Raw genomic sequence first — 13,869 nt, forward strand, 5'->3', positions numbered from 1 at the left:
AAAGATTGGTGTGAACGATGGCGAACGACGACAAGCTCCGGACCTTCCTCAAGCGCGCCACCGCCGAATTGCAACAGGCCAACCGGCGGCTGCGTGAGGTGGAGGGCCGGGACCAGGAGCCGATCGCGATCGTCGGCATGGGCTGCCGCTACCCCGGCGGGGTCCGGTCGCCGGAGGACCTGTGGCGGCTCGTCGCCGACGGCACCGACGCCATCTCCGGCTTCCCCACCGACCGGGGCTGGGACGTCGACGGCGTCTACGACCCGGAACCCGGCAAGCCCGGCAAGAGCTACACCCGGCACGGTGGTTTCCTCTACGACGCCGCCGACTTCGACCCGGGGTTCTTCGGGATGAGCCCCCGCGAGGCGGTGGAGACGGACCCGCAGCAGCGGCTGCTGCTGGAGGCGTCCTGGGAGGCGTTCGAGCACGGCGGCATCGACCCGGTCGCCCTCAAGGGCACCGCCACCGGCGTGTTCGTCGGCGTGATGCACCACGACTACGTCGACAGCACCACCTCCGGCAGCCTCGTCTCCGGCCGGGTCGCCTACAACCTGGGCCTGGAGGGGCCGGCGATCACCGTCGACACCGCCTGCTCGTCGTCGTCGGTGGCGATGCACCTGGCCTGCCAGTCGCTGCGCAAGGAGGAGTGCGGGCTCGCCCTGGCCGGCGGGGTCGCCGTGATGGCCACCCCGCAGCTCTTCGTCGAGTTCAGCAAGCAGCGTGCGCTGTCCCCGGACGGCCGGTGCCGGTCCTTCGGCGACGGTGCGGACGGCGCGGCCTGGTCCGAGGGCGTCGGGGTGCTGGTGCTGGAGCGGCTCTCCGACGCGCAGCGCAACGGGCACCGCGTCTACGGGCTGATCCGGGGTTCGGCCGTCAACCAGGACGGTGCGTCGAACGGGCTGACCGCGCCGAACGGGCCGGCCCAGCAGCGGGTGATCCGGGCGGCGCTGGCCAACGCCCGGCTCTCCGTCGCCGACGTGGACGTGGTCGAGGCGCACGGCACCGGCACCACCCTCGGTGACCCGATCGAGGCGCAGGCCGTGCTCGCCACCTACGGCCGGGACCGGGAGACGCCGCTCTTCCTCGGTTCGATCAAGTCCAACATCGGGCACGCCCAGGCCGCAGCCGGGGTCGCCGGTGTGATCAAGATGGTGATGGCGATGCGGCACGGCACCCTGCCGCGCACGCTGCACGCCGAGACGCCGTCGCGGCAGGTCGACTGGGACGCCGGGGACGTGCGGCTGCTCACCGAACCGGTCGACTGGCCGGAGCTGGACCGGCCCCGCCGGGCGGGCGTGTCGTCGTTCGGCATCAGCGGCACCAACGTGCACCTCATCGTCGAGCAGGCCCCGCCCGTGGAGGCCGGCACGCCGGGGCCGACCCCGCCGGTCGTCCTCTGGCCGGTGTCGGGACGGTCCCCCGAGGGGATGGCCCGTCAGGCCGCCCGGATCGCCGGGTTCGCCGCCGACACCGACGAGCGTCCGGTGGACGTCGGGTTCTCGCTGGGTGCGGGTCGGGCCGGGTTGGAGTTCCGGGGGGTGGCGGTGGGCCGTGGGGCCGGCGAGCTGTCCGCCGGTCTCGACGCCCTGGCCGCCGGCACCGGTGTGTCGGGTCGGATCACCACCGGTCGTACGGCGGTGTTGTTCACCGGTCAGGGTGCGCAGCGGGTCGGGATGGGCCGTGAGCTGGCCGAAGCGTTCCCGGTGTTCGCGCAGGCCCTTGATGAGGTGTGTGCGGCGTTCGGTCCGTTGCTCGATGGTGATCTGCGGGAGGTGATGTTCACCGATCCGGACGGGGTGTTGGATCGGACGGGGTGGACGCAGCCGGCCCTGTTCGCGATCGAGGTGGCCCTGTTCCGGCTGGCCGAATCCTGGGGATTGAAGCCGGACTTCGTCGCCGGGCACTCGATCGGTGAGCTGGCCGCCGCCCACGTCGCCGGGGTGTGGTCCCTGGAGGACGCGTGCCGCGTGGTAGCGGCCCGAGGCAGCTTGATGCAGGCGCTTCCGGCGGGTGGCGCGATGCTGGCGATCGCCGCGCCGCTTGCCGAGCTGGACCTGGGTGACGTCGACGTCGCGGCGGTGAACGGTCCCCGCGCGGTCGTCGTGTCCGGCACCGAGGAGCAGATCGCCGCCCTGGAAGCGTCGCTTGAGGTGAAGACGCGTCGGTTGCGGGTGTCGCACGCGTTCCACTCGCACCTGATGGACCCGATGCTCGCCGAGTACGGGCAGGTGGTCGGCGGGGTGACCGCGAACCCTGCGGGCATTGCGCTGGTGTCGACCGCGACCGGTGACCTGGCCAGCGACGACGAACTCGGTTCGGTCGGTTACTGGCAGGGTCAGGTGCGGGGCACGGTCCGGTTCGCCGACGCGGTGGCCGCCCTCGCCGCACGGGGTGTGACCCGGTTCGTCGAGATCGGGCCGGACAGTGTGCTGACCGCGATGGTCGCCGACAGCGTCGACGACACGGTGGCGATTCCGTTGCAGCGCCGCGACCGGGAGCAGGTGGCCGCGTACGCCACCGGGATGGCGCAGGCGTGGACCACCGGCGTCGACCTCGACTGGACGGCCGTGCACCCGGGGGCACGGCAGGTGGAGCTGCCCGGCTACGCCTTCGCCCGCCAGCGGTACTGGCTGGCCGCCCCCACCGCCGCACCGGCCACCGTCACCGACGACTGGCGCTACCGGGTCGTGTGGCGGGCCGCCGACCTGCCCACCGGGCCGGAACTCACCGGCGACTGGTGGCTCGTCACCCCGGACACCCTCACCGACGACCCCCGGGTCACCGCCGTGGCCGACGCGCTCGCCACCCGGGGGGCCACCGTCACCCGGCTCACCGGCACCGACCCGCTCGCCGGCCGGGGCACCCCCACCGGTGTCCTCTCCCTGCTCGGCCTCGACGACACCCCGGACCCGTACGACGCCGGGCTGTCCGCCGGGGTCACCGGCACCGTACGACTGGTGCGGGCCCTCGCCGCCGCCGACGTCACCGGCCGGCTCTGGTGCCTCACCACGGGCGGCGTCGCCGTCGACCGGTACGAGGACCTGCCGCACGCCGCCCAGGCCGGCCTGTGGGGGCTCGGCACGGTGCTCTCCCTCGACTACCCCGGCTGGTGGGGTGGCCTGGTCGACCTGCCCGCCGACTGGACGCCCGACACCCTCGACCGGCTCGTCGACGTGCTCGCCGACGGCGGCGAGGACCAGGTGGCCCTGCGTACCGCCGGGGCGCTGGCCCGGCGGATGGTGCGCTGGCCCGTCGCCGGCAGCCCCGAGCGGCGCTACACCCCCACCGGCACCGTGCTCGTCACCGGCGGCACCGGCGGCATCGGCGCACACCTCACCGAATGGCTCCTCGACCGGGGTGCCGAGCGGGTGGTGCTGGCCAGCCGGCGCGGACCGGCCGCCCCCGGGGCCGCCGACCTGGCTGCCCGCCTGCCCGGCGTTCAGGTCGTCGCCTGCGACGTGGCCGACCGGGACGCGGTCGCCGCGCTGCTCGACGGGATCGGCGACGACCTGACCGCCGTCTTCCACGCCGCCGGGGTGCTCTACGACCCGGCCCCGCTCGGCGACACCAGCCTCGACGACTTCGCCGCCGTGTGCCGGGCCAAGGTGCTCGGCGCGACCCACCTCGACGCGCTGCTCGGCGACCGGTCGCTCGACGCGTTCGTGCTGTTCGCCTCCGGCGCGGCCGTCTGGGGCAGCGCCGGGCAGGCCGCCTACGGCACCGGCAACGCCTGGCTCGATGCGCTGGCCCACCAGCGCCGTCGCCGGGGCCTGACCGCCACCTCGGTGGCCTGGGGCACCTGGGGCGGCGGCGGCATGGTCGACGAGCAGGCCACCGAGCAGCTCCTGCGGCAGGGCACCCCGCCGATGGAACCGCGTCTGGCCCTCGGTGCGTTGCAGCAGGTCCTCGACCACGACGAGAGCCACCTCGTGGTCACCGACATCGACTGGGCCCGGTTCACGCCGATCTACACCCTGGCCCGGCCCCGGCCGCTGCTCGCCGCGCTCCCCGAGGCCCAGCAGACCCCAGCCGCCGCCCCGGCCGCGCCCACCGACACCTCCGTACTGGCCGGGTTGCCCGACGCCGAGCGGCTGCCGTACCTGCTGGACACCGTCCGCGCCCAGGTCGCCACCGTCCTCGGGTACGACGCGGCCACCACCGTGGACGTCCAGCGGCCGTTCCGGGAACTCGGGTTCGACTCGCTGACCGCCGTGGAGCTGCGCAACGCCCTCGGCGCGGCCGTCGGGCTGCGCCTGCCGGCCACCATGGTCTACGACCACCCGACCCCGGCCGTGCTGGCCCGTCACCTGTACGACGAACTCGTCGGCACCGCCGCCCCGACCCCCGTCGCGTCCGGCGTCGGCGGCTCCGACCCCGACGAGCCGATCGCCATCATCGGGATGAGCTGCCGCTACCCCGGCGGCGTCCGGTCCCCGGAGGACCTGTGGCGGCTCGTCGACAGCGGCACCGACGCGATCAGCGCGTTCCCCGTCGACCGGGGCTGGAACTCCGACGCCCTCTTCGACGCCGACCCGGACCAGCCGGGCACCAGCTACGTCCGCTCCGGCGGCTTCGTCTACGAGGCGGGCGCGTTCGACGCCGAGTTCTTCGGCATCTCGCCCCGTGAGGCGATCGCCATGGACCCGCAGCAGCGGCTGATGCTGGAGGTCACCTGGGAGGCGTGCGAGCGGGCCGGGATGGACCCGGAGGCGCTGCGCGGCAGCCCCGTCGGGGTGTTCGTCGGCTCCGGTGCCCAGGACTACGGCGACCTGCTCGGCCTTGCCCCCGCCGAGTCGGAGGCGTACCTGAGCACCGGCAGCTCCGCGTCGGTGATCTCCGGCCGGGTGTCGTACGCGTTCGGGTTCGAGGGGCCGTCGATGACCGTCGACACGGCGTGTTCCTCGTCTCTTGTCGCACTGCACCTCGCCAGCCAGGCGCTGCGGGCCGGGGAGTGCACCACCGCCATCGCCGGTGGGGTGCTGGTGATGTCGAACCCGACCCCGTTCGTGGCGTTCAGCCGGCAGCGGGGGCTCGCCCCGGACGGCCGGTGCAAGTCGTTCTCCGACGACGCCGACGGCACCGGCTGGTCCGAGGGCGTCGGGGTGCTGGTGCTGGAGCGGCTCTCCGACGCGCAGCGCAACGGGCACCGCGTCTACGGGCTGATCCGGGGTTCGGCCGTCAACCAGGACGGTGCGTCGAACGGGCTGACCGCGCCGAACGGGCCGGCCCAGCAGCGGGTGATCCGGGCGGCGCTGGCCAACGCCCGGATCACCCCCGACGCGGTCGACGCGGTCGAGGCACACGGCACCGGCACCACCCTCGGTGACCCGATCGAGGCCCAGGCGCTGCTCGCGACGTACGGCCGGGACCGGGACCGCCCCCTGTGGCTCGGCTCGATCAAGTCCAACATGGGTCACGCCCAGGCCGCCGCCGGCATGGCCGGTGTGATCAAGATGGTGATGGCGATGCGGCACGGCACCCTGCCGCGCACGCTGCACGCCGAGACGCCGTCGCGGCAGGTCGACTGGGACGCCGGGGACGTGCGGCTGCTCACCGAACCGGTCGACTGGCCGGCCGGGGACCGCCCGCGCCGGGCGGGGGTGTCGTCGTTCGGCATCAGCGGCACCAACGCCCACGTGATCGTGGAGGAGGCCCCGCCGGTCGAGCCCGCCGGCCAGGACGGGGCCCCCGAGCCGCCGGTGGCGCTCTGGCCGCTGTCCGCCCGGTCGGCCGGTGCGCTGGCCGCCCAGGCCGGCCGCCTGCGTGACTTCCTGACTGACGAACGGCCGGTCGACGTGGGGCATTCGCTGGCCGTCGGTCGGGCGGCCCTGGACCATCGGGCCGTCGCCGTCGGCGGTACGGCCGCTGACCTGGCCGTCTCCCTGGAGGCGTTGACCTCGGGTGGCGGTGTGTCGGGTCGGACCGTCGCCGGTCGTACGGCGGTGTTGTTCACCGGTCAGGGTGCGCAGCGGGTCGGGATGGGCCGTGAGCTGGCCGAAGCGTTCCCGGTGTTTGCACAGGCCCTTGATGAGGTGTGTGCGGCGTTCGGTCCGTTGCTCGATGGTGATCTGCGGGAGGTGATGTTCACCGATCCGGACGGGGTGTTGGATCGGACGGGGTGGACGCAGCCGGCGTTGTTCGCGGTCGAGGTGGCGTTGTTCCGTCTCGCGGAGTCGTGGGGTCTGAAGCCCGATTTCGTTGCGGGTCATTCGATCGGTGAGCTGGCCGCCGCACACGTCGCCGGAGTCTGGTCCCTCGACGACGCGTGTCGGGTCGTGGCGGCGCGGGGTGGTCTGATGCAGGCCCTTCCGGCGGGTGGGGCGATGTTGGCGATCGCCGCGCCGCTGGATGAGTTGGACCTGGGCGACGTGGACGTCGCGGCGGTGAACGGTCCCCGGGCGGTGGTGGTGTCGGGGACCGAGGAGCAGATCGCCGCCTTGGAAGCGTCGCTTGAGGTGAAGACCCGTCGGTTGCGGGTGTCGCACGCGTTCCACTCGCACCTGATGGACCCGATGCTGGCCGGCTACGGGCTGGTCCTCGACGGCGTCACCACCAACCCGGCGGGCATCCCGTTGGTGTCGACCGCCACCGGCGACCTGGCCGGTGACGATCAACTCGGTTCGGTCGAATACTGGCAGGGTCAGGTGCGGGGCACGGTGCGGTTCGCCGACGCGGTCGCCGCCCTCGCCGCCCGGGGTGTGACCCGGTTCGTGGAGATCGGGCCGGACAGTGTGCTGACCGCGATGGTCGCCGACTGCGTCGACGACGCGGTGACCATCCCGTTGCAGCGCCGCGACCGGGAACAGGTCGCCGCGTACGCCACCGGGATGGCGCAGGCGTGGACCACCGGCGTCGACCTCGACTGGACGGCGGTCAACCCCGGCGGGCGGCAGGTGGAACTGCCCACCTACGCCTTCCAGCACCAGCGGTACTGGATCGAGCCCGAGACCACCACCGGCACCGGCACCGACGAGGCCGACGGCGGGTTCTGGGACGCCGTCGACCGGGGCGACACCGACGTGCTCGCCGACGGTCTCGGCGTCGCCCCGGGCGTCGTCACCGAGGTGCTGCCCGGCCTCGCCGCCTGGCGGGCCCGGCAACGGGACGCGGCCACCGTGGACGACTGGCGGTACCGGGTGGTGTGGCGTTCCACCGAACTGCCCGACGGTGGTGAACTCACCGGCACCTGGTGGCTCGTCGTACCGGCCGCGTCGACGGGCGACGCCCGGGTGTCCGCCCTCGCCGCCGGACTCGCCGCCCGGGGCGCCGACGTCGTCACCGTCACCGGCACCGAGCTGCCCGCCGGGGACACCCCCGCCGGGGTGGTGTCCCTGCTCGCCCTCGACGACACCCCGGACGTCACCGACGCCGGCCTGTCCGTCGGCGTCACCGACACCGTCGCGCTGATCCAGGCCCTCACCGCCACCGAATTCGCCGGCCGGGTGTGGTGCCTCACCTCGGGTGGTGTCGCCGTCGACCGGTTCGAGGAGCTGCCGCACCCCGCGCAGGGCGCGCTGTGGGGGCTCGGCACCGTGCTGTCCCTGGAGTACCCGCACTCCTGGGGTGGCCTGGCCGACCTGCCGACCGACTGGACCGACGAGCACGTCGCGCGGCTCGTCGACGTCCTCGCCGCCGGTGCGGAGGACCAGGTGGCCGTCCGTACCGCCGGGGTGCTGGCCCGACGGTTGGTCCGCTGGCCGGCCGCCGGCAACCCCGAGCGGCGCTACACGCCCACCGGCACGGTGCTCGTCACCGGCGGCACCGGTGGCATCGGCGGGCACCTGACCGAATGGCTTGTCGGTCAGGGTGCCCGGCGGGTGGTGCTGGCGAGCCGGCGGGGCGCGGCGGCCCCGGGTGCGGCGGAGCTGACGGCCCGGCATCCGGGTGTCGAGGTGGTGGCGTGTGACGTGGCGGACCGGGAGTCGGTGGCCACGCTGCTGGCCGACCTCGGTGACGACTTGACCGCCGTGTTCCACGCCGCTGGGGTGCTGCACCAGGAGAAGTCGCTCCCGGAGACCAGCGTGGCCGAGTTCGCCGAGGTGTGCCGGGCGAAGGTGCTCGGCGCGGTGCACCTGGACGCGTTGCTGGCCGACCGGCCGTTGGACGCGTTCGTGGTGTTCTCCTCCGGTGCGGCGGTGTGGGGCAGTGCCGGTCAGGCCGGGTACGCGACGGCGAACGCGTACCTGGACGCGTTGGCGCACCGTCGGCGCAGTCGGGGTGCGGTCGCCACCTCGGTCGCCTGGGGCAGCTGGGCCGGCGGCGGAATGGCCGACGGGGAGGCCACCGCACACCTGCGCCGGCAGGGCACCCCGCCGATGGAACCCCGGCTCGCCGTCCGGGCGCTGCGGGAGGCCCTCGACCACGACGAGAGCCACCTCGTCGTCGCCGACATCGACTGGACCCGGTTCACCCCCATCTACACCCTGGCCCGGCCCCGGCCGCTGCTGGCCGCGCTGCCCGACGCCCAACCCGAGGCCGAACCGGCCACCCCGGTCACCGTGACCGCCGACCTCGCCGGTCGGCTCGCCGCGATGCCGTCACCGGACCGCCTGGACACCGTCCTGGTGCTGGTCCGTGACCAGGTCGCCGCCGTCCTCGGGTACGCCTCCGGCGCGGACGTCGACCCGGAGCGGGCGTTCAAGGAGGCCGGCTTCGACTCGCTGACCGCCGTCGAGCTGCGTAACCGGCTCACCACCGAGACCGCGCTGCGGCTGCCCGCCACGCTGGTCTTCGACTACCCGACCCCGACCGAGCTGGCCCAGCAACTGCTCACCGAGCTGGTGCCCGCCGACGCCGGGGGCGTCACCCTGCTCGACGACCTCGACCGGCTCCAGGCGGCGCTGTCCACCCTGGATGCCGATGCGGTCGCCGCACTCGACGAGAGCACCCGGGCCGGGGTGGGGGAGCGGCTGCGCACCATGCTCGCCGCGTGGACCGCCGGTCAACGCCCGGCCGAGGTCGCCAGCGTCACCGAGGATCTCGACACCGCCTCCGACGACGACCTCTTCGACTTCATCGACAGCAAGTTCGGCACCTCATGATCCGTCCGCTCCGTCGGCGCCGTCCGGGAATGGGTTCCTGATGTCCAACGAACAGAAGCTTCGTGACTACCTGCGGCGGGTCACGGCCGACCTGCACGAGACCAGCGAGCGGCTCCGCGACATCGAGGAGCGCGCCGCCGAACCGATCGCCATCGTCGGCATGGGCTGCCGCTACCCCGGCGGCGTCGACTCGCCCGAGGCCCTGTGGGACCTCGTCGCGGCCGGCACCGACGCGATCTCCGGCATGCCCACCGACCGGGGCTGGGACCTCGACCGGCTCTACGACCCGGACCCGGACCACCCCGGCACCAGCTACACCCGCGACGGCGGCTTCCTCTACGACGCCGCCGCCTTCGACCCGACCTTCTTCGGCATCTCGCCCCGCGAGGCCGCCGAGATGGACCCGCAGCAGCGGCTGTTCCTGGAGACGTCCTGGGAGGCGTTGGAGCGGGCCGGCATCGACCCGCTGTCGCTCAAGGGCAGCCCCACCGCCGTGTTCACCGGCGTCGTCTACCACGACTACCCGAACAGCTGGGGCGCCGGCAGCATCGTCTCCGGCCGGCTGTCGTACACCCTCGGGTTGGAGGGGCCGGCGGTCACCGTCGACACCGGCTGCTCGTCGTCGCTGGTCGCCCTGCACTGGGCCTGCCAGTCGCTGCGCTCCGGGGAGTCGTCGCTCGCCGTCGCCGGTGGGGTCACCGTGATCGGCACCCCCGACGCGTTCGTCGAGTTCTCCCGGCAGCGGGCGCTGTCCTTCGACGGCCGGTGCAAGTCGTTCGCCGCCGCCGCCGACGGCACCGGCTGGGCCGAGGGCGCCGGGTCGCTGGTGCTGGAACGGCTCTCCGACGCCCGCCGCAACGGGCACCCGGTGCTCGCCGTCATCCGGGGCTCCGCGATCAACCAGGACGGCGCGTCCAACGGCCTCACCGCCCCCAACGGCCCCTCCCAGCGTCGGGTCATCCGGGCCGCGCTGGCCAACGCCCGGCTCGCCGGTCAGGAGATCGACGCGGTCGAGGCGCACGGCACCGGCACCCGGCTCGGCGACCCGATCGAGGCGCAGGCGCTGTTCGCCACGTACGGCCGGGACCGGCCCGCCGACCGCCCGTTGTGGCTCGGCTCGCTCAAGTCCAACATCGGCCACTCGCAGGCCGCCGCCGGTGTCGGTGGCGTGATCAAGATGGTGCAGGCGATGCGGCACGGGGTACTGCCCCGCACCCTGCACGTCGACGAGCCCAGCGGCGAGATCGACTGGTCGCCCGGCACGGTCAAGCTGCTCACCGAGCCGGTGGAGTGGCCGCAGACCGGCCACGCCCGCCGCTGTGCGGTCTCCTCGTTCGGCATCAGCGGCACCAACGCCCACGTCGTGCTCGAAGAGGCGGCCCCGGCCGAGGAGGACGAGCAGCCGGCCACCCCGGCGGTGCTGCCGTGGGTGCTCTCCGGGCACACCGACCGGGCACTGCGGGCCCAGGCACGGCGGCTGCTGTCGCACCTGGACGCCGTACCGGCCGACCCGGCCGCCGTGGGGCGGACGCTGGCCGGTCGGGCCCGGCTCGACCACCGGGCCGTGGTGCTCGGTGGCGACCTTCCGGACCTGCGGACGGCGCTCGGCGCGGTCGCCGACGGGCTGCCCGCCCCCACCGCGGTCACCGGTACCGCCGACGCCGCCGGTCGGGTCGTCTTCGTCTTCCCCGGCCAGGGCGCACAGTGGGTCGGCATGGCCGCCGCGCTGCTGGACTCCTCGCCGGTCTTCGCCGAGCAGATGGGCCGCTGCGCCGCCGAGTTGCGCGCGTACGTCGACTGGGACCTGCTGGACGTGGTCCGGGGGGTTCCCGGCGCACCCTCCCTGGAGTGGGTGGACGTCGTCCAGCCCGCCCTGTGGGCGATGATGGTCTCCCTCGCCGCCACCTGGCGCAGCTACGGCGTCGAACCCGACGCGGTCGTCGGCCACTCGCAGGGTGAGATCGCCGCCGCCTGCGTGGCCGGCGGGCTCTCCCTGGCCGACGGGGCGCGGGTGGTGACCCTGCGCAGCCGGGCCATCGGCGAGAAGCTGGCCGGCCGGGGCGGCATGGTCTCGGTCGGGCTGCCCGCCGACCGGGCGCAGGAGCGGATCGCCCGGTGGGCGGGCGACATCTCCCTCGCCGTGGTCAACGGGGCGGGTTCGGTGGTGGTCTCCGGCACCCCTGAGGCGCTGCGGGAACTCGTCGCCGCCCTCACCGAGGAGGGGGTGCGGGTCAAGCAGGTCGCCGTCGACTACGCCTCGCACTCCGCGCAGGTGGAGCTGCTGGAACACCGGCTGCTGGAGGACCTGGCCCCGATCAACCCGCGTACCGGGACGATCCGGATGCTCTCCACGGTCACCGGCGACTGGGTGGACACCGCCACCCTCGACGCCCGCTACTGGTACGACAACCTCCGCAACACGGTCCGGTTCGACCCGGCGATCCGCTCTCTCGCCGGGCAGGGCTGGACCGGGTTCGTGGAGGTCAGCCCGCACCCGGTGCTCGGCATGGGGATGCAGGAGACGCTGGAGTCGGCGGACCGCCCGACGGTGGTCACCGGCACCCTGCGCCGCGACGACGGCGGCCTGGACCGGCTGCTCACCTCCCTGGCCGAGCTGCACGTGCGGGGCGTCGACGTGGACTGGGCCGCCGCCCTGCCCGGCACCCGCCGGGTGGACCTGCCCACCTACGCCTTCCAGCACGAGCGTTACTGGATCGCGCCGACCGTCGCGGCCCCGACCGGCGGCGGCACCGACGCCGGGTTCTGGGACGCCGTGGAACGCGCCGACGTCGACCTGCTCGCCGACGGCCTCGGCGTCGACACCGCACTGGTCGGGGAGGTGCTGCCCGGCCTGACGTCGTGGCGGTCCCGGCAGCGCGACGTCGCCACCGTGGACGGCTGGCGGTACCGGGTGGTGTGGCGGCCGACCGAGGTGCCCACCGGCGGGCAGCTCAGCGGCGTGTGGTGGGTGGTCGCCCCGGCGGCGCTGGCCGGCGACGAGCGGCTGCGTACGCTCGCCGACGGCCTGACCGCCCGGGGCGCCGAGGTGGTCACCGTCACCGGCACCGACCACGGCGGCCGGGAGGCCCCCGCCGGGGTGCTCTCCCTGCTCGCCCTGGACGACGGCCCCGACCCGCTGGGTGTCGGCCTGTCCGCCGGGATCACCGCCACCGTGTCGCTGGTGCACGCGCTGGCCGCGTCCGACTTCACCGGCCGGCTCTGGTGCGTCACCGCCGGTGGGGTCGGGGTGGACCGGTTCGAGCCGGTCGCCGACCCGGCCCAGGGTGCCCTGTGGGGCCTGGGCACGGTGCTCTCCCTCGACTATCCCGGCTGGTGGGGCGGCCTGGTCGACCTGCCCGCCGAGTGGACGCCGCAGACCGTTGACCGGCTGGCCGACGTGCTGACCGGCGGCGGCGAGGACCAGGTGGCGCTGCGGGCGGCCGGCACGCTGGCCCGCCGGATGGTCCGCCGTCCGGTGACCGGGGCACCCGAACGGCGCTGGCGACCCGCCGGCACCGTCCTGGTCACCGGCGGCACCGGCGGGGTCGGCGGGCACGTCACCGAATGGCTGGTCGGCAACGGCGCGCAGCGCGTGGTGCTGGCGAGCCGGCGTGGTCCGGACGCCCCGGGCGCGGCCGAGCTGATGGCCCGGCACCCGGAGGTCGAGGTCGTCGCCGTCGACGTGGCCGACCGGGACGCGGTAGCCGCGCTGCTGGCCGACCTCGGTGACGAGCTGACCGCCGTGTTCCACGCCGCCGGGGTGCTGCACCCCGAGGTGCCGTTGGGGCAGACCGCCCTCGACGACTTCGCCGACGTGTGCCGGGCGAAGGTGCTCGGCGCGGTGCACCTCGACGAGTTGACCGCCGACCGGCCGTTGGACGCGTTCGTGGTGTTCTCCTCCGGTGCGGCGGTGTGGGGCAGTGCCGGTCAGGCGGGGTACGCGACGGCGAACGCGTACCTGGACGCGTTGGCGCACCGCCGGCGCAACCGGGGTGCGGTCGCCACCTCGGTCGCCTGGGGTAGCTGGGGCGGCGGCGGTGGCATGGCCGGCGGCGAGGTCGGGGCGCACCTCGACCGGCTCGGCGTCGGCGTGATGGACCCGCGGCTCGCCGTCGACGCGCTCGGACAGGCCCTCGACCACGACGAGAGTCACCTCGTCGTCGCCGACATCGACTGGGCCCGGTTCGGCCCCATCTACACCCTGGCCCGGCCCCGACCGCTGCTGGCCGAACTGCCCGACGCCGCACCGGAGGCCGCCGAGGCCACCGAGGCGGGGTCGTCGTCGGCGCTCGCCGACCGGCTCGGCACGCTGTCCGAGGTCGAGCAGCGCGCCCTACTGCTGGAGACCGTCCGCACCAACGTGGCCGCCGTCCTCGGCTACGGCGACGCCGACCTGGTCGAGCCGCAGCGCGCGTTCAAGGAACTCGGCATGGACTCGGTGACGGCCGTCGAGCTGCGTAACCGGCTCAGCGCCGCCACCGGTGTACGGCTCTCCGCGACCCTGGTGTTCGACCACCCCAACCCGACCGCCCTGGCCGACCAGCTCCGGGCCGAACTCGGCTACACCGGCGACACCGCCGGCGGCCTGCTCGCCGAGCTGGACCGGTTGGAGGTGACCGTGGCCGGCCTGACGCCGGAGGAGATCGAACGCAACCGGGTCACCGCCCGGCTCCAGTCGCTGCTGGCGAAGCTCAACGAGACGCTCAGCACCACCACCGGCGCCACCCTCGTCGACCGGCTCGAAACGGCCTCCGCCGACGACGTGTTCGACCTGATCGACAAGGAACTCGGCATGACCTGAGCCGCCACCGCGCTCCCGGAGCAACGT

At 74.4% G+C, this 13,869-nt stretch carries 2 protein-coding genes; both read left to right on the forward strand.

Annotated features, from left to right (window positions below):
• Positions 1-17: 17 nt before the first annotated feature.
• Positions 18-9,041, forward strand: a complete 9,024-nt coding sequence (locus tag ACN261_RS18355; protein ID WP_425851228.1) for a type I polyketide synthase — start codon at positions 18-20, stop codon at positions 9,039-9,041.
• Between the two features lie 37 nt (positions 9,042-9,078).
• Complete coding sequence (locus ACN261_RS18360; RefSeq protein ID WP_425853622.1) at positions 9,079-13,842, forward strand: type I polyketide synthase; 4,764 nt, start codon at positions 9,079-9,081, stop codon at positions 13,840-13,842.
• Positions 13,843-13,869 lie beyond the last annotated feature (27 nt).

The organism is Micromonospora sp. WMMD723 (assembly GCF_049863385.1).
Taxonomy (GTDB): domain Bacteria; phylum Actinomycetota; class Actinomycetes; order Mycobacteriales; family Micromonosporaceae; genus Micromonospora; species Micromonospora wenchangensis.